14 protein-coding genes are annotated in these 18,427 nt (G+C 63.6%); 9 read left to right on the top strand and 5 right to left on the bottom strand.

Going from position 1 to position 18,427, the window contains the following annotated elements; translation table 11 throughout:
• Nucleotides 1-36 precede the first annotated feature (36 nt).
• From NKH57_RS12025 to NKH57_RS12000, 6 genes are all read left to right on the top strand, one after another.
• Complete coding sequence (locus NKH57_RS12025) at nucleotides 37-852, top strand: ABC transporter ATP-binding protein (protein WP_352603326.1); 816 nt, start codon at nucleotides 37-39, stop codon at nucleotides 850-852.
• Between the two features lie 54 nt (nucleotides 853-906).
• Entirely contained in the window at nucleotides 907-1,707 is an 801-nt protein-coding gene (locus NKH57_RS12020; RefSeq protein ID WP_352944388.1) for a transporter substrate-binding domain-containing protein, read from the top strand.
• A gap of 158 nt (nucleotides 1,708-1,865) precedes the next feature.
• A complete protein-coding gene (locus tag NKH57_RS12015) occupies nucleotides 1,866-2,579 on the top strand; it encodes an ABC transporter permease (protein ID WP_352831508.1) in 714 nt (237 codons plus the stop codon).
• Entirely contained in the window at nucleotides 2,579-3,388 is an 810-nt protein-coding gene (locus tag NKH57_RS12010; RefSeq protein WP_023761471.1) for an ABC transporter permease, read from the top strand. The genes NKH57_RS12015 and NKH57_RS12010 overlap by 1 nt, the downstream gene beginning before the upstream one ends.
• 109 nt (nucleotides 3,389-3,497) lie before the next feature.
• The gene (locus NKH57_RS12005; RefSeq protein WP_352944386.1) at nucleotides 3,498-4,499 is read left to right on the top strand and encodes an Ldh family oxidoreductase; all 1,002 of its coding nucleotides are present in this window, start codon (nucleotides 3,498-3,500) and stop codon (nucleotides 4,497-4,499) included.
• 540 nt (nucleotides 4,500-5,039) lie between these two features.
• Complete coding sequence (locus NKH57_RS12000; RefSeq protein ID WP_352944384.1) at nucleotides 5,040-6,014, top strand: complex I NDUFA9 subunit family protein; 975 nt, start codon at nucleotides 5,040-5,042, stop codon at nucleotides 6,012-6,014.
• A gap of 148 nt (nucleotides 6,015-6,162) precedes the next feature.
• Here NKH57_RS12000 and NKH57_RS11995 read toward each other — a convergent pair whose 3' ends face one another.
• Nucleotides 6,163-7,536 (bottom strand): cytochrome P450, encoded by a 1,374-nt coding sequence (locus tag NKH57_RS11995; RefSeq protein ID WP_352944382.1) that lies wholly within the window; start codon nucleotides 7,534-7,536, stop codon nucleotides 6,163-6,165.
• 211 nt (nucleotides 7,537-7,747) lie between these two features.
• On the opposite strand from NKH57_RS11995, the gene NKH57_RS11990 reads away from it, so the two are divergent.
• The 3 genes from NKH57_RS11990 to gyrB all read left to right on the top strand — a co-directional run bounded on the left by NKH57_RS11990 (nucleotide 7,748) and on the right by gyrB (nucleotide 13,659).
• On the top strand, nucleotides 7,748-8,317 hold the full coding sequence (locus NKH57_RS11990) for an NADPH-dependent FMN reductase (protein ID WP_352727263.1): 570 nt from the start codon (nucleotides 7,748-7,750) through the stop codon (nucleotides 8,315-8,317).
• A 90-nt stretch (nucleotides 8,318-8,407) separates the two neighbouring features.
• The gene (locus NKH57_RS11985; RefSeq protein ID WP_352944379.1) at nucleotides 8,408-11,026 is read left to right on the top strand and encodes a caspase family protein; all 2,619 of its coding nucleotides are present in this window, start codon (nucleotides 8,408-8,410) and stop codon (nucleotides 11,024-11,026) included.
• Nucleotides 11,027-11,187: 161 nt separating this feature from the next.
• Nucleotides 11,188-13,659: a DNA topoisomerase (ATP-hydrolyzing) subunit B gene (gene gyrB / locus NKH57_RS11980; protein ID WP_352727259.1), complete on the top strand. Its 2,472-nt coding sequence runs from the start codon at nucleotides 11,188-11,190 to the stop codon at nucleotides 13,657-13,659.
• Nucleotides 13,660-13,687: 28 nt separating this feature from the next.
• Here the strand turns inward: gyrB and NKH57_RS11975 are convergent, their stop codons facing one another.
• The 4 genes from NKH57_RS11975 to NKH57_RS11960 form a co-directional block, all read right to left on the bottom strand.
• A complete protein-coding gene (locus tag NKH57_RS11975; protein WP_352944377.1) occupies nucleotides 13,688-15,130 on the bottom strand; it encodes a hypothetical protein in 1,443 nt (480 codons plus the stop codon).
• A gap of 133 nt (nucleotides 15,131-15,263) precedes the next feature.
• Nucleotides 15,264-16,661, bottom strand: a complete 1,398-nt coding sequence (locus tag NKH57_RS11970) for an NAD(P)(+) transhydrogenase (Re/Si-specific) subunit beta (protein ID WP_352944375.1) — start codon at nucleotides 16,659-16,661, stop codon at nucleotides 15,264-15,266.
• Nucleotides 16,662-16,667: 6 nt separating this feature from the next.
• Complete coding sequence (locus NKH57_RS11965; RefSeq protein ID WP_032907925.1) at nucleotides 16,668-17,093, bottom strand: proton-translocating transhydrogenase family protein; 426 nt, start codon at nucleotides 17,091-17,093, stop codon at nucleotides 16,668-16,670.
• Entirely contained in the window at nucleotides 17,093-18,367 is a 1,275-nt protein-coding gene (locus NKH57_RS11960) for a Re/Si-specific NAD(P)(+) transhydrogenase subunit alpha (RefSeq protein WP_352727254.1), read from the bottom strand. The genes NKH57_RS11965 and NKH57_RS11960 overlap by 1 nt, the downstream gene beginning before the upstream one ends.
• Between the last annotated feature and the right edge of the window lie 60 nt (nucleotides 18,368-18,427).

Here is an 18,427-nt window from a genome sequence, read left to right as displayed (position 1 = left end):
GCGACCGATTCTACCGCGCCGCGGAGCGTCGAAGGGATGACGGTTACAAGCGCCGCATCCGCACTGAAATACACGGCGCAGGACGGCGCCGCCGAAGCCATCCATGTCGAGAACCTGCACAAGAGGTTCGGTGAGTTGCATGTGCTGAAGGGCGTGTCGCTGTCGGCGCGTGACGGCGAGGTGATCGCCATTATCGGTGGCTCAGGCTCGGGCAAGTCGACGCTGCTGCGCTGTATCAACTGCCTGGAAAATCCGACCAGCGGTGTCATCCGGGTCAATGGCGAAGAGATCAAGCTCAAGGCCGACAGCCACGGCCACACGGTTCCGGCCGATCGCAAGCAGATCGAGCGCATCCGTTCCAAGCTCGGCATGGTGTTCCAGAACTTCAACCTGTGGAGCCACATGACGCTGATCGAGAACGTCATCGAGGTTCCGGTGCACGTGCTTGGCGTCAAGCGCGATGTGGCGATCGCAGAGGCCGAAAAGCTGCTCGCCCGCGTCGGCCTTGCCGAAAAGCGCGACGTCTATCCGGCCTATCTGTCGGGCGGCCAGCAGCAGCGCGCCGCTATCGCCCGGGCGCTGGCGATCAATCCGCGCGTGATGCTTTTCGATGAGCCGACCTCGGCGCTCGACCCTGAGCTGGTCGGCGAAGTGCTGAAGGTGATCGGCGACCTGGCACGCGAAGGCCGTACCATGGTGCTGGTCACCCATGAGATGAAGTTTGCCCGTGAGGTCGCGACGCATGTCGTCTACCTCTACAACGGGCTGGTCGAGGAAGAGGGGCCGCCGGAGCAGATCTTCGGCGCACCGAAATCCGAAAGGCTGAAGCAGTTCATCCGCAACATCGGCTAGGAACAGGCCGGGGCGGAAGAAACCGGGAACCAACAACAAACTGGGAGTCGTGAAATGAAGACCGTTCTGAAGACATTCGCCGCAGCGCTGCTGCTCGGCGTCGCCGCGATGGGGGTGGCCAAGGCCGATCCGGTCAAGATCGGCGTCGCCGCCGAACCCTATCCGCCCTTCACCTCGCCCGATGCATCGGGCAAGTGGGTCGGCTGGGAGATCGAGTTCATCGACGCAGTCTGCGCCGAAGAGAAGCTTGACTGCGTCATCACCCCGGTTGCCTGGGACGGCATCATTCCGGCGCTGACGACGAAGAAGATCGACCTCATCGTCAGCTCGATGTCGATCACCAACGAGCGCAAGAAGACGATCGATTTCTCGGACAAATATTATAACACGCCGACGGCGATCATCGGGCCAAAGGACCAGAAATTCGGCGCCACTCCGGACGACCTCAAGGGTAAGGTCATTGGCGTTCAGGTGTCGACCGTGCACGCCGTCTACGCCAAGAAGCACTTCGGCGCCACGGCTTCCGAGATCAAGGAATACCAGACCCAGGACGAAGCCAACAACGATCTTGCGGCTGGTCGCCTCGACGCGGTGCAGGCCGATTCCATCGCGCTTGGCGAATTTCTCAAATCGGACCAGGGCAAGGCCTGCTGCGATCTGAAGGGCATGGTGGCACCGGATGACGAAGTGCTTGGACCGGGCGTCGGCGCCGGCGTGCGCAAGGAAGACACCGAGTTGAAGGACAAGATCAACGCCGGCATCAAGGCGATCCGCGCCAACGGCAAATACGACGAGATCTCGAAGAAGTACTTCGATTTTGACATTTACGGCGGCGGCGGCGCGCAGTCGAACTGACAATCCTCGCATGAGCCGAGGGGCATGGCGTCAGCGCCATGCCCCTCCTGCCCGATCTTTCCCAGGCATGTTTGCCGCCGACGCAGCCGTCGGTGGTTAGAGCCAGCAATCCGGGGGCGACGCTGATCGACGCATTTCTTTCGGCCTCGGCGGCCGGCATCATCGAACTTCTCTCGCCCAATGCGCCGGGCTGGGGCGGGACCCTTTTGGTTGGACTGCTGCATTCGATCGAGATCGCGCTGGGCGCCACATGTCTCGGTCTTTTGATCGGCACCTGCGGCGCCTACGGCAAGCTTTATGGCGGCCCGGTGGTGCGCGACCTGCTGGTGGTCTACACCACCATCGTGCGCGCCGTGCCCGAACTGGTGCTGATCCTGCTGCTCTATTACGCCGGAACCGACCTGATCAACCAGGCGCTGACGGCAATGGGTTATCAGCGCGTCGACATTAGTGGCCTTGCCGCCGGTATCGCCGTGCTCGGCTTTGTCCAGGGCGCCTATTCGACCGAGGTGATACGCGGCGCGATCCTGGCCATTCCGCAAGGGCAAATCGAAGCCGCCCGCGCCTATGGAATGTCTCCCGGCCTTCTCTTGCGGCGCATCACCTTGCCGGCAATGCTGCCCTTCGCCATACCGGGCCTCGCCAATCTCTGGCTGATCGCCACCAAGGACACCGCACTGCTGGCGGTCGTCGGCTTCTACGAGCTGGCGCTGGCAACGCGGCAGGCCGCCGGCGTCACCAAAGCCTATTTCACCTTCTTCTTCGCCGCGGGCGTGCTCTATCTGCTGTTGTCGCTGTTTTCCAACCTCCTCATCGGCCGGGTCGAGGCCTGGTCGCGGCGCGGCATGCCTTCGCTGAAGGAGGCGCGCTGATGGCCAACGAGGCGGCTATCATCAACGTCGTCGCGCGGACGTCGCTGTGGCTGCAGCCGCACCGTATCGTGCTGATCCTGATCGCACTCGGGCTGGTTCTGTCGGCGGCGTTTTTCATGCGCTGGGACTGGCTGCCGCAATATTATGAGATGGGATTGATCGGTATCTGGCGCTCGCTGTGGATCCTGGCCGTCACCTGCATTCTGGGCTTCCTGCTCGCCGTGCCGCTCGGGCTGGCGCAGGCCACCGGCTCCTTCTGGTTCGCCGCGCCCGCCAAGGTGTTCTGCACGGTGATCCGGGGCACGCCGCTGCTGATCCAGCTGTGGCTGCTCTATTACGGCCTGGGCTCGCTGTTTCCGCAATATCCGTGGATCCGTGGATCCTGGATGTGGCCGTATCTGCGGCAAGCCTGGCCCTATGGCGTGCTGGCGTTGACCTTGTCTTTTGCCGGCTATGAAGGTGAAGTGATGCGCGGTGCCTTTGCCGGCGTGCCCAAGGGGCAACTCGAGGCCGCCCGCGCCTTCGGCATGAGCCGCTGGAAGGCATTCCGGCGCATCTGGTTGCCGCAAGCCATCTACCGCGCGCTGCCGACGCTGACCGGCGAGACCGTGCTGCAATTGAAGTCGACGCCGCTGGTGGCGACGATCAGCGTGATCGACATCTTCGCTGTTTCGTCCAAGGTGCGGCAGGATACCTACCTTACCTACGAACCCTTGCTGCTGCTGGCGCTGATCTACATGACGATCACCGGTATTCTGGTCTTCGCCTTCGGCAGGATCGAAGCCAGGATCCCGAACAAGATCGGCTAGCGAGTTAGCGAATTGCGAATAGCGAATAGCGAATAGTAAGCACTCGATATTTCCGCTATTTCCGCTACTCCCTACTCGCCATTCGCTATTCGCCCAGGAACTCATTGTGATGCAACTCAGTCTCGATCAGGCAAAAGGACTGTGCCGGATGGCGGCACTCGGCGCCGGCGCGAACGAGGAAGCGGCACAATCGCTAACCGCTTCGATCATATCAGCCGAGTCGGAAGGGGTTTCCTCCGTCGGGTTTTCGCATCTCATCGATTACCTCGAGGCGCTGGAAGCCGGACGCATCGACGGCAACGCAGACCCGGTGATCACCCGGCCGGCGTTGGCGATCTACCTCTCCGATGCGCGCGGCGGGCTGGCGCATACCGGCTTCGACCGCACCATCGACGACCTCGCCAAGACGGCAAGACTGTTCGGCGTCGCCATCTTCTCGCAGAAGAACGCCTATACATGCGGCGCGCTCGGCTATTTTACCGGCCGGCTGGCAGCACAGGGGCTGGTGTCGTTCGCCGCCACCAACGGCCCGGCCATGCTCGCCGGCTCCGGCTCGGTGAAGCCGGTCTACTGCACCAATCCGATGTCGTTTGCCGCACCCGCCGCCGACGGCGCGCCGCTCGTCATCGACCAGTCGTCGAGCGCCACCGCCTTCGTCAACATCCGCAAGGCGGCCGAGGACGGCAAGACAATCCCCGAAGGCTGGGCGCTGGACGCCAGCGGCAACCCGACCACCGATCCGGCCGCCGCCATGAAGGGTGCCATGCTTGCCTTCGGCGGCCAGCGCGGCGCCAACATCGCGCTGATGGTCGAAGTGCTGGCGGCGGGCCTGTCGGGCGCCAACTGGTCGCTCGATGCGCCATGGTTCGGCGGCGGACCGGACAGTCCCGGCACCGGGCTGTTCGTCCTTGCCATCGAACCCAAGCTGCTCGATCCGGATTTCGAGCAGCGGGTGAAGGACCAGCTCGACCGGCTGCGGCGGCGATTCGGCGTGCACGTGCCCGGTCGTGCCCGCGCTGAGGCCACAGAGAAGGCGCATGCGCGCGGCATCACCGCATCCAAGGCCGTGGTGCAACGCATTTCCGAATTCGCCGCCCGCTACTCCTCCTGAATAATCCATTAGATATCCGATAGTTATCTTGGATCTGCCCGCTTGAAGTGTGGCGCGGTGCAATTTTCTTTGCGCCCCGCTGAACCTTCTGCGCACTGCCGCGACCCAGCTTTGTCCAAGGCGAGCTTGCCTGATCCACACCGGGGGAGCAGCAAACCGCCAACTGCAGCACCGACTTCATCGCGGCCTGCAAGAAAGATCGGCGGCACCATGTCGGATGTTCAGGGCTGAGGTGGGCGTACTTGCTTTACGCCCTCCTGATACCGTCTCAGGTCAGGCCGCTCCGTCGGCCCCCTGACTTCGCATGGATGCAGCCCGGAAAGCCCTGCCTCGGCGGGGTTTTCTGCGTTCTACGTCCACTTCTTTGGGCGGCGATCCTGCTGTTCTTCGTCGTTCCCGGCGGCAACCGCCACTCGGCCGGCCCCTGCACCGGCAAGGCATTCTGATAAGGCTGGCAGCGACCACGCGTCACCCTTTGCCTTTGGCGCGAAACCGATTATGAAACGGCTTCAGCCAAGCTTGCGAGCGCCGGAGCCAGCCATGACCGAAATCCTGCAGACCCCAAAGCTCGTCGTCATCTTTGGCGGGTCAGGCTTTGTCGGCCGCCATGTCGTGCGCGCGCTGGCCAAGCGCGGCTATCGCATCCGGGTCGCCTGCCGGCGGCCAGATCTCGCCGGCCATCTGCAGCCGCTCGGCAATGTCGGCCAGATCCAGCCGGTGCAGGCCAATGTGCGCGTGCGCTGGTCGGTAGACCGTGCCGTGCAGGGTGCCGACCACGTCGTCAATCTGGTCGCCGTCCTGCATGAGAGCGGCCGGCAGAAATTCCCCGCCGTCCACGAGTTCGGCGCCCGCGCCGTGGCCGAGGCAGCGCGCGCCGTCGGCGCCGGCCTCACCCATATTTCCGCGCTTGGCGCCGACTTGAACTCCCCATCGGACTATGCGCGCACCAAGGCGCTCGGCGAAAAGGCCGTTCTGGAGACGATCAAGGACGCCGTCATTTTCCGGCCATCGATCAATTTCGGGCCCGAAGACGCCTTCTTCAACCGCTTCGCCAACATGGCGCGCTATTCGCCGGTGCTGCCGCTGATCGGCGGCGGCCAGACCAAATTCCAGCCTGTCTATGTCGGCGACGTCGCCGAAGCAGTGGCGCGCTCGGTCGACGGCAAGGTCGATGGCGGTCAGATCTATGAACTCGGCGGCCCCAAGGTACTCACCTTCAAGGAATGCATGGAAGAGTTGCTCCAGGTGATCGAACGCAAGCGCATGCTGGTGCCGGTGCCGTGGTGGGTTGCCAACATCCTGGCCTCGATCCTCGGCCTCTTGCCCAATCCGCTGCTGACCAAGGACCAGGTGATACAGCTGCGCGAGCACAACATCGTGTCGGACGCGGCGGTCAAAGCCAACAGGACACTCGCCGGGCTTGGCATCCAGCCGCAATCAATCGCGACGATCGTGCCCAGCTACCTCTGGCGCTACCGCGCTGCCGGCCAGTTCCAGCGCAAGCCCGCGGCATAATTCATTCAGCTTGAAGGTGTGTTTAGATTCAGGTCAGGCCGAGCCGAGAGCGGTGGAATCCGAGAACCGGAACGGAGCGTACTTTTGGTACGTGAGTACCGGAAGCGCAGGAAGCCATCGTTCGCAGGCCGGCATCACCTGAATATCATCACACCTGGCGGGGCGTGACCTGCATCGGCAAGCCGCCTTGCGGCTGGGTGGTGAGTTTCTGTACCGGCCAGGGTTTCGTCTCTGCGGTGGTGTCGAAGCGGAAGCGTGACAGCATGATCGCCAGCGCGATGATCGCCTCCTGCATGGCGAAGCTGGCGCCGATGCAGACGCGCGGGCCCGCACCGAACGGCAGATACTGGAAGCGGTCGATCTTTTCGCGGTTTCCCGGATGGAAGCGCTCCGGCAGGAAGGCATCCGGCCTGTCCCAAAGCTTCCGGTGGCGGTGGACGACCCACGGCATCACCAGCACGGCGGCGTGCTTCGGGATATAGAGATCCTTCCACATTTCCGGTTCGATCGGCTCGCGGTTGATGGATGGTGCCGGCGGATAGAGCCGGAGCGCCTCGTCGAAGGCAGCGCGCGTCAGCGGCATGGCATCGAGCCACTTCGTCGGATCGGGCTCGCTCGCCAGCACTCGGTCGATCTCCTGCTCGACCCGGTTGCGCTCCCACGGGGATTCCGCAAGGCAATAGAGCGTCCAGCCAAGCGCGCGTGCCGTGGTCTCGTGGCCGGCGCCGATGAAGGTGATGATGTTGTCCTCGACTTCGGCTCGCGTCAGCCCCTCTGGACCTTCGGCCTTGAGCAGCAGCGTCAGGAAATCCTGCGGCACGGCATCGGGATCGCGCTTGAATCTCTCCTCGCGCATCTTGACCGTATCGGTGACGATCTTGCGGAAATAGGCCATGGTCTTGCGGCCGCGGATGCGGGTCAGGCGTGGCAGCCAGTCGGGCGCGCGCAACAGGTCGAGCGGATCGACGCGGCCCATCGTCTCGAACAGGCGGTCGATCTCGTTGGCGAAACTGCCGGGCCCGCCCGCGATCTCGCCGGAGAACAGCGTTTCGGCCAGGATGTCGTAAGTGAGCAGCGTCATGTCATGGGCGATGTCGGACATGCTGCCGCCTTCATATCGCGAGACGAACTCCCGCGTGCGCCGAAGCATCGGCTGGGCGAAGCCGAAAATGTGGCGCGGCGTGAACACCGGCGCCATCGCCTTGCGCGACCGCCTCCACACCTCGCCCTCGGCGGTCAGCAAGCCGTCGCGCAGGATCGGCCGCAGGATTTTCTGGCGCACAGTCGCCATCTTGTAATTCTTGGCGTTGTCGACCAGCACGTGGCGGATCAGGCCGGGATCGTTGGCAACGATCAGATGTCCACCAACGCCACTCGCCGAAATCCAGGGCTCGTTGTAGGTATGCTCCCCCCACAGTTCGAGCGGGTTGCGGTAGACGATGCGGATCATCTCCAGCGTCGAGGGCGGCGTCGTGCGCGGCTTCGGCGCCGGGGGAACAAAGGGGGCGGGCTGGACGTCCATGGGCTGCTCCGCTGATACCACAATGTAGTGGCTGGCGACCCGGGCGTCCATGTGACCGAACGGCAGACGCAAATTGTGCGGCCTGGGATGTGCGGCAGACAGTCCGTTCAGCCGATTGTGACCACTCTCCTTGCGGTGTCGCCTTGTCCACGGCCATGCTCTGCCATAGGTCACGGTCACCAACAGATACCGCCAGCCTTGGGAGCCAGCCTTGAAGCATCAGTTGAACATCATCATCGGCAGCACGCGGCCAGGCCGCGCCGGACCGGTTTTCGCCGACTGGCTGGAGAGATTCGCGCGCGAACACGGGAAATTCGAGCCGGTGCTGACCGACATCGCGGCGTTCAATCTGCCGGTGCTGGACGAGCCGCACCATCCAAGGCTTGGCAAATACCAGAACGACCATACCAAAGCATGGTCAAAGGCGATCGATGCCGCCGACGCCTTTGTCTTCGTGGCGCCGGAATACAATTATTTCGTGGCGCCGGCGATCGTCAATGCGATCGACTATCTGTTGCGCGAATGGAAATACAAGCCAGCCGGCATTTTCAGCTATGGCGGCGTCTCCGGCGGCCTGCGCGCAGCGCAGGCGCTGAAGCCGCTGCTGACCTCGGTGGGCGTCATGCCGATCCCGGAAGGTGTCGCGCTGCCGATGTATCAGAAACTGCTCGACGAGAAAGGCGCTTTCAACGCCAGCGAGCAGGTGCAGGGCGGTGCCAAAACCATGCTCGACGAGCTGCTGTGCTGGAGCGAGGCGTTGAAGCCGATGCGGGCTGCCTGACGCGCCGGCCTTGCGCCAAAAGCCCGGCTTGCTCATGCCATAAAGAGATGGAATGTTCGCACAGATGAACGAGCCGGGGGGCAGTTCGACTTGCGCTTGCTGTTTGCCTTGCTGCTGATGCTCACGACCACCGCCGCGGCAGTGGCGGAGCGGCGCGTGGCGCTGGTCATCGCCACCGATAACTACCGGCTGATCCGGCCGCTCGCCAATCCGGTTCATGACGGCGAGGCAATGGAAGCGGCGCTGAAGAAGCTCGGCTTCGAGGTCGTTCTCGAAACCAATCGCGATCTGCGTCGCATGCGCCGCGCGCTCGACGATTTTCGCCAGGATGCCAGGGGCGCCGACGTTGCGCTGGTCTATTTCTCCGGCCATGGCGTCGAGATATCAGGCAACAACCGGCTGCTCCCGGTCGATGCCGACGCGTCCTCGCTCGATGCACTGGAGAAGACCAGCCTACCGCTGGAGGAGGTGCGCGACGCCGTGGCCGTCACAGCCAAGGTTGGCTTGATCATGCTCGACGCCTGCCGCAGCGATCCGTTTTCGGGCATGGTGAGCGAAGGTCGAGGCGCGACATCGCTGGCAAAGGACGTCGTGGAGAAAGTTAGGCCGGGGCTCGGCCGGATTGGCCGCGCCGAAAACATCCTGTTCGCCTTTTCGGCAGCGCCAGGTGAGACGGCGGCCGACGGAACCGGCGAGAACTCGCCGTTCACGACAGCGCTGACCAAATATCTCGGCACTGACGGGCTCGAGATCCGCTCGGTGCTGACGCTGGTGCAGCAGGAGGTCTATGACCTGTCGCGCGGCAAGCAGCTGCCCTATGTCGAGAGCGGCCTGCCGAAGCTGTTCTTTGCCGCAGCGGCCAAGGAACAGCTGCCGGAGCGCGAGCGCCTGCTGCTCGCCATGGCCGACGTGACGCCTCAGATGCGCGGCGAGGTCGAGCAGATAGCCAGCGATGCCGACATGCCGCTGGCGCCGCTCTATGGCGCGCTGATCAGCTCCGACGCCAGCCACCTCTCGGCGGACAGCCTGAATGCCAGGCTGCATGAGGCGGCCGACGCCTTCGTCAAGGTGCGCAGCGAAATGAGGACGCTCGCCTCCGATGATCCGCAAGTGACGGAACTGCGCCGGCAGGCCGAGGAGCAGCTGTCGCTCGGGGCCTTCGACAGCGCGCGCGCCATCCTCGCCAAGGCCGCCGATATCGACAATGTCTCGCGCAACGCCTTGAGGGCCAATTTCGTCGGACGCACGCTGTCCGAGGCGGCGACGCGTTTCCTGTCCGGCGGTGCGGCACGAGCCGATCTCGACTACGCCACGGCCATCAACGACTACGAATCGGTGCTGGCCCTTTACGGCGAGGCCGGGCAAACCTCGCTGGCGCTGAACGATGCCGACCGACAGATCCGGACGCTGGACGACCTCGGCAAGCTCTATACGCTCGTTGGCAACACCGATGCCGCAGGCCGCGCCTTTACGGCGCTTGTATCCAATCTCGAGCTGCGTTCGGCCCATGAAAGCGATCCGAGCGTCAAGCGCGATTTTGCCGTCAGCCACATCAAGCTCGGCAACATCAGGCTGGTGCAGGGCGACCTGCCGCAAGCGCTTGAGAACTATCAGGCCGCCAGAACCATGCTCCGGGATTTGACTGCGGCCGAGCCCGATCGTCTGACATGGTTCGGCGACTTCGCCACGGCCGACGACAAGATCGGCGATGTGCTGGTGACGCAAGGCGACCTGGCCGGGGCCGCGCGGATCTACCAGGAAAGCCTGTCGATCAAGAAGCAGCTTGCCGACAACGAACCGGAGCGCGCGGAGCTGCAGCGCGACCTGACCATCAGCTATGACGAGATCGGCGCGCTGGCGCGCACCGCCGGCCAGTTGGACAATGCGCAGGCGGCCTATGAGCAAAGCCTGGATATCCGGCTGGCGCTGGCCAACAAGAATCCACAGGATCCAGGGCGGCAGCGCGACGTCTCTGTCAGCCATACGACGATCGGCGACCTCAAGCGCGAGCGCAGCGATGCGGTTGGCGCGCTCGCGGCCTATCGGGCCAGCCAGTCGATCGTCGAGCGACTGGTGGTGCGCGATCCGGACAACAGCGAGCTGAAGCGCGACCTCTCTGTCGGCTATGCCAAGATCGGCAATGCGCTGAGCGACCAGGAGAAATGGCCGGATGCGCTGTCGGCCTACAGGCAAGCTCTCGAACTGGCCCGCGCGCTGGCGGCTGGCGACCCAAACAACACGGATTGGCAGCGCGACCTCTCCGTCAGCCTCGAAAAGGTCGCCGGCATTCTGGCGATCCAAGGCGACCGGGCGGGTGCGCTCAAGGCCTACACCGACAGTTTCGTCATCGCCGACCGGCTGGCCAAGCTTGATCCGGCCAATGCCGACTGGCAGCGCGACCTGTCGATCACGCTGTCGGAGATCGGCATGCTCAAGGCGAAGCAACACGACATCAGGGGTGCACGGCAAGCCTTCCAGGACAGTCTCGACATCCGCCAGCAGCTTGCCCAGTCCGACCCGAACAACGCCACCTGGCAGCGTGATCTGGTGGTTGCCTATGTCGACTACGCCCAGGTCGCGAAAAGCCCCAAGGCCGTGCTTTCCCGGGCGCTCGACATGACGCTGGAACTTGATCGGGCCGGGCGGCTGGCGCCGCGCTACAAGTTCATGATCAAGTTTCTCAGGGACCGGCTGGCCAAAGCCAGATAAGGCTTGGCGAGAGCGCGTCATGGACAGCCGGCTCATTCCCGGGGAAATGCCTGCAAACCTTGGAAAAACCGCCTTTAGCGCCTATATCTAGTGCATATCAGAGGCGCGATTCGGGGCCAATTTTCCGCGCCGTGCGAGCGGCATCCAGACAACAGGTTTTCATGAGCGATCAGATCGACAACATCAGCGGCGCTGAAGCCGAATACGGCGCCGATTCCATCAAGGTTTTGAAGGGGTTGGATGCTGTCCGCAAACGCCCCGGCATGTATATCGGCGACACCGACGACGGTTCCGGCCTGCATCACATGGTGTATGAGGTGGTCGACAACGCGATCGACGAGGCGCTGGCCGGTCATGCCGACCTCGTCACCGTGACGCTGAACCCCGACGGTTCGGTCACCGTGATCGACAATGGGCGCGGCATTCCGACCGATATCCACACTGGAGAAGGCATTTCGGCGGCTGAAGTGATCATGACTCAGCTGCATGCCGGCGGCAAGTTCGACCAGAACTCCTACAAGGTCTCGGGCGGCCTGCATGGCGTCGGCGTCTCGGTGGTCAATGCGCTTTCGGCCTGGTTGAAACTGAAAATCCGCCGCAACGGCCAGATCTTCGAGATGAGCTTCACGCATGGCAATGCCGATGCGCCGCTGAAGGCGACGGGCAGCTACGAGCAGGACAAGCAGCCGGGCACCTATGAAGGGCGCAGCGGCAGCGAGATCACCTTCTTTCCGTCGACCGAGACCTTCACCATGGTCGAATTCGACTTCGGGACGCTGGAACACCGGCTGCGTGAGCTTGCTTTCCTCAATTCCGGCGTGCGCATCGTCCTGAGCGACGCCCGTCATGCCGACGTCGTGCGCCATGAATTGCACTATGATGGCGGACTGGAAGAATTCGTCAAATATCTCGACCGGGTCAAGAAGCCGCTGATCGACAAGCCGATCGCTATCAAGGCTGAGCGCGACGGGATAACCGTCGAAGTGGCGATGTGGTGGAACGACAGCTACCACGAGAACGTGCTGGCCTTCACCAACAACATCCCGCAGCGCGATGGCGGCACACATCTAGCCGGCTTTCGCGGCGCGCTGACGCGCCAGATCACCGGGTATGGCGACTCCTCGGGCCTAACGAAGAAGGAAAAGGTCTCGCTGATCGGTGACGATTGCCGCGAAGGCTTGACGGCGGTGCTGTCGGTCAAGGTTCCCGATCCGAAATTCTCCTCGCAAACCAAGGACAAGCTGGTCTCGTCGGAAGTCCGGCCCGTTGTCGAAGGACTGGTCAACGAAGCACTTGGCACCTGGCTGGAGGAGCACCCGGCAGAGGGCAAGGTGGTCGTCGACAAGGTGATTCAGGCAGCGGCGGCGCGTGAAGCGGCACGCAAAGCGCGTGACATCACCCGCAAGAGTTCGCTCGGCGTTACCTCGCTTCCCGGCAAGCTGGCCGATTGCCAGGAACGCGACCCGGCAAAATCCGAAATCTTCATCGTCGAGGGCGATTCCGCCGGCGGCTCGGCCAAGGGTGGGCGTTCGCGCCAGAACCAGGCGATCCTGCCCTTGCGCGGCAAGATCCTCAATGTCGAGCGGGCGCGCTTCGACCGCATGCTCGGCTCCGACATGATCGGCACCCTGATCACCGCGCTCGGCACTTCGATCGGCAAGGATGAGTTCAACGCCGACAAACTGCGCTATCACAAGATCATCCTGATGACCGACGCCGACGTCGACGGCGCCCATATCCGCACCTTGCTGCTCACCTTCTTCTTCCGCCAGATGCCGGAATTGATCGAGCGCGGCCATCTCTACATCGCCCAGCCGCCGCTCTACAAAGTGACGCGCGGCAAGAGCTCTCAATACATTAAGGACGAAGGCGCCTTCGAGGAGTTCCTGATCGGTTCAGGACTGGAAGAAGCGTCGCTTACGCTCGGCTCCGGCGAAGTGCGCGCCGGGCAGGACCTGCGCGGCGCCATCGATGATGCGCTGGCCGTGCGCCAGCTGATCAACGGCCTGCATACACGCTATAACAGGGGCGTGGTCGAACAGGCGGCGATCGCCGGCGGGCTCAACCCGGACGTCTTCACCGATCTTGGCCGCGCCAATACCATGGCGGAGCGGATTGCAAAACGCCTCGACATCATCGCCGAGGACACCGAGCGCGGCTGGACCGGCCGCATGTCGACATCGAATGAAGGTGTCGGCGGTTATGTGTTCGAGCGCACGGTGCGCAGCGTCAAGGAATACGCGCATCTCGATCTGGCGCTGATCAACTCGGCCGATGCACGCCAGCTCGACCGCTACGCTCAGCGCCTCAGCGAGGTCTATGGGTCGCCGCCGGTGCTGCGCCGCAAGGAAGTCTCCGAAACCATCTCGGGGCCGCTGGCGCTGCTCAACGCTGTCTTTGCGACCGGCCGCAAGGGCCTGACCATGCAACGCTACAAGGGTCTCGGCGAAATGAACGCCGAACAGCTCTGGGAGACCACGCTCGATCCGAACGTGCGCTCGCTGCTGCAGGTCAAGGTCAATGACGCGACCGATGCGGACAGCCTGTTCTCGCGGCTGATGGGCGATGAAGTCGAACCGAGGCGCGAATTCATCCAGGACAACGCGCTATCTGTCGCCAATCTGGATATTTGAGCCAGACCCATTCTTACGCCGGCGGTGCTTAGGTCGGTTCCAGTTTGCGGCCGAGGTCGACAGCATCGCGCAGCACGGCAAGGTGTGAGCGCGGCCGAGCGCCGGCCTCGACGCCGGTCGCCGTCAACGACCAGTACAGTGTGTGGGTGAAGATGCGGCCGAGGGAACCGCGCAGCTCGACCTGGATATTCTCCACGCCGGGGCCGAAATTTTCAGCCATCGGTCCCGAAATCGGGTCGCCGGTCAACCAGCCATTGCCCCTGTCGAAGATGTTGGTCCAGCGCGTCGCGGCAAACACCGCGCCATGATGCACCGCACGCCGCGGTTTGCCTGACGGGCTGCGTCCCTCCTGATAAAGCACCGTGCCGCCGGCCGATGCCAGTTCGGCGATGGGCGGGCATGCCGAGAACAGTCGCTCGGCCATGCCGCGCCTGAATTCGGCGAGATTGTTCGTCACCAGAAACTCGCTGTGGGTCAGCGGACTGCCGAGTGTGATGAAATCGCTGATCTTCCATGGCAGCGGATGGTCAGCATCCGCAGTTCGCAGTTGCCGGTAGAGCTCCCACTGATCACGTCGGAAGCCGGCGAGGTCGTCCAGCTTGCTGGGCCATGCGGAGCCGTCGGCAACAAGGGTCGCCTTGTCGATGGCACGGATCGCCTTCAGTTTGGCCCTGTCGCGGATGGCCTCCAGTTCTCGGGGCCTGAAATCGGCCCACAATATCTGCAGGAGATCATAGGCGATCATCGATCCAAGGCTATGCGAAACCAGCACGATCCGGTCGTAGGCATCGTCCATCATCAGACGTTTCAGCAGCCGCAGGCCGCGATCGCGGATCAGCGCGCGCTTCTCGACGGTCGCCGCTTCCGCACGCACATAGGCCGCAACATCGCCGAAATAGGGAATGCCGAACCGGTCCACCAACCAGATGATCAGCGAAGCCAGGATGGTGACGAGCAGGCCGGCGGCCAAGGAGATATGCTGCTGCCAAACCGACGTCGCGAGCGCGAGCGCCGCGCACAGGGCGACGATGACGGCAAGAAGCGTGACGATGTAGAGCTGGCGGGCGTCGGGAGGAATATCGGTCGGCCTGCGCCACAGCAGATTTGTCACCCAGGCGGCGAGCCGCCCCCGCGTCGTGCCCTGGGTGATGTCGGCCCAGTAAAGCTCGTAGAAATCGGTGCGACGGCCATCGACATCATAAGGCGTGGTGATGCGGCGAAGTTCGTATGAATTTGTCCGGCTGTCGGGTGTGATCCAGCTCTGGTTGATCTTCGCGCCGGCGGGGTCGGCCGGATCGGCGACGCGGGCATAAAACGGCGCGCGGTCGGGGTTATGGCTCCAGACAGCCTGGACAAAGCCGCGCAGTGTGTCCATCGGCCGCTGTTCGCCCATGCCATGCACGATCACCACCGCCTGGCCAAGCTTGCGCGGCGCTTTCCCAGTGGGCGGCGATGCTATTGGGTCGGGCACCAACGTCTCCGTTGACGACAATCCCGTCAGCGGGACAGGAATTCGTCATCGTAGCCCCGAACAACCGACACGCCAAGAAAAAGCCCGGCACGAGGCCGGGCGCTCCTTGGCTTGTCTCAGTGCCGATCGCCGATCAGTGATCCATCGCCTTGACGATTTCTTCGGTCATCTTCTTGGCGTCGCCGAGCAGCATCATGGTGCCGTCCTTGTAGAACAGCGTGTTGTCGATGCCGGCATAGCCGGAGCCGAGCGAGCGCTTGACGAACAGGCAGGTGCGAGCCTTGTCGACGTCGAGGATCGGCATGCCGTAGATCGGTGACGACTTGTCGTCGCGGGCGGACGGGTTGGTGACGTCGTTGGCGCCGATGACATAGGCGACATCGGCCTGCGCGAATTCGGAGTTGATGTCTTCGAGCTCGAACACCTCGTCGTAGGGCACGTTGGCTTCGGCCAAGAGCACATTCATGTGGCCGGGCATGCGGCCGGCGACCGGATGAATGGCGTATTTCACGTCGACGCCGTTAGCCTTCAGCTTGTCGGCCATTTCGCGCAGCGCGTGCTGGGCCTGGGCGACCGCCATGCCGTAGCCCGGCACGATGATGACCTTCTGCGCGTTCATCATCAGGTAGGCGGCATCGTCTGCCGAGCCCTGCTTGACCGTGCGCTCGATGCCATCGTCCGCCGTGGCGGTAGTCTCGCCGCCGAAACCGCCGAGGATGACGGAAATGAAGCTGCGGTTCATGCCCTTGCACATGATGTAGGACAGGATCGCGCCGGACGAGCCGACCAGCGCACCGGTGATGATCAGCGCCAGATTGCCGAGCGTGAAGCCGAGTGCGGCCGCCGCCCAACCCGAATAGGAGTTGAGCATCGACACGACCACCGGCATGTCGGCGCCGCCGATCGGGATGATCAAGAGCACGCCAAGGACAAGCGAGGCCGCCACAATCAGCCAGAACACCAACTTGGACTCGCTCGCAACCAGCAGCACGATCAGCACGATCAGCGCGATGCCAAGGGCTGCGTTGATGAAGTGGCGGCCGCCGATCATGATCGGCTTGCCGGACATGCGGCCATCGAGCTTCAAGAAGGCGATGACCGAGCCGGTGAAAGTGATGGCGCCGATGGCGACGCCGAGGCTCATCTCGATCAGCGCCTGGGCGTGGATGTCGGCGACCGTGCCGATGCCGAAACTTTCCGGCGCATAGATGGCGGCGGCCGCCACCATGACGGCGGCAAGGCCGACGAGCGAGTGGAAGGCGGCGACCAGCTGCGGCATCGAGGTCATGGCAATGCGGCGCGCGGTGACGGCGCCGACACCGCCGCCAATGGCAAGGCCGAGCACGATCAGGCCGAAGCGGCCAGCGGACGGGGTCGCCAGCGCCAGCGTGGTGGCGATGGCAATGCCCATGCCGATCATGCCGTAGCGATTGCCCTGGCGGCTGGTGGTCGGGTGCGACAGCCCGCGCAGCGCCATGATGAACAGGACGCCTGAAACAAGGTAGAGGAAGGACGCGAAGTTGGCGTTCATGGCGCTCTACTTGTCCTTCTTCTTGTACATGGCCAGCATGCGCTGGGTGACGAGGAAGCCGCCGAAGATGTTGACCGAGACCAGCATCAAGGCGACGAAGCCGAAGCCCGCGGCGATGCCGGAGGCCGCGATGCCGACGGCCAACAATGCGCCAACGACGATGACCGAGGAGATGGCGTTGGTGACGGCCATCAGCGGCGTGTGCAAGGCGGGGGTGACCGACCAGACGACATAATAGCCGACGAAGATCGCCAGCACGAAGATGGCGAAACGGAAAACAAAGGGATCGATGGCACCGCCGGACAACGCGTGCGCGGCACCACCCGCCGCCTCGGCGCCGCCGGGCGCGGCCGCCATATTCTGCACCGCCAGCCGAACGGCGGCGGAGGCCTGGTCGAGCTGGTCGAGGGCTTTCTGCAGGGTCTGATCCATCACGCAATGCCTTTCGACTTCGACGAGGGCGACCTGGCTGCGGCTGCCTTCTTGGGAGCGGCCTTCTTCGGCTTGGCCGAAGCATCGGCGACCATGGTCTTGGCTGGGATTGCAGCCGGCTCGACACGCGGCTGCCGGTCGGCCTTTATGAAAGCAGGATGCACGATCTTGCCGCCGTCGGTCAGCATCGTCGCCTTGACCAGGTCGTCATCGCGATTGATGGCAAGCGTCTTCGTCGTCTTGTCGACCAGCGTCTCGAGGAAGGCGAACAGGTTCCTGGCGTAAAGCAGCGATGCCGACGCCGCGACACGGCCAGGCACATTGAGATGGCCGACGATCTTGACGTTGTTGGCCGTGGTGACGACCTTGCCGGCTTCGGCCCCCTCGACGTTGCCGCCCCGCTCGACGGCCAGGTCGACGAGCACCGAACCCGGCTTCATCGAGGCGACCATCGCCGCCGAAACCAGTTTCGGCGCCGGCCGGCCTGGGATCAGCGCCGTGGTGATGACGATGTCCTGCTTGGCGATATGCTCTGATGTGAGTGCCGCCTGCTTGGCCTGGTATTCCTTCGACATTTCCTTGGCGTAGCCGCCGGCCGTTTCGGCAGCCTTGAACTCCTCGTCCTCAACCGCGAGGAACTTTGCGCCGAGCGAGGCGACCTGTTCCTTGGCGGCGGGGCGAACGTCGGTGGCAGTGACGACCGCACCAAGCCGGCGCGCGGTGGCGATCGCCTGCAGGCCGGCAACGCCGACGCCCATGATGAAGACCTTTGCCGCGGGCACCGTGCCTGCCGCAGTCATCATCATCGGCAATGCCCGGTCATATTCCGAAGCGCCGTCGATCACCGCCTGATAGCCGGCGAGGTTGGCCTGCGACGACAGAACGTCCATCGACTGCGCCCGGGTGATGCGCGGCATGAATTCCATCGAGAATGCGGTCACGCCGGCCTTGGCAAGGGCTGCCACGGCGGCATCGTTGCCATAGGGATCCATGATGGCGATGACCGCAGTGCCTAGCTTGTAGCTCTTCAGCTCGAGATCCGTCGGCCGGCGCACTTTCAGCACCACATCGGCCTTGGCGATATCGGAAGCCTTGCCGATAGCGGCACCGGCCTTGGCGAATTCCTCGTCGGGGATGCGCGATCTCGTGCCTGCACCGGTTTCGACGACGATTTCGAAGCCCAGCGCCGCCAGCCGCTTCACCGTATCGGGTGAAGCCGCGACGCGCGGCTCGTTCGCGTCGAGCTCACGAGGGATGAAAACAGTCTGTCCCACCGCATGATCCTTTCGGCCGGAAGCTCGTTCCCGCAAGACGCCGGCCGGCCTCGCGGCGGC

The organism is Mesorhizobium sp. M1050 (assembly GCF_040318715.1).
Taxonomy (GTDB): domain Bacteria; phylum Pseudomonadota; class Alphaproteobacteria; order Rhizobiales; family Rhizobiaceae; genus Mesorhizobium.
The sequence above is the reverse complement of the archived record's forward strand: the minus strand, read 5'-3'. Positions and strand labels throughout refer to the sequence as shown.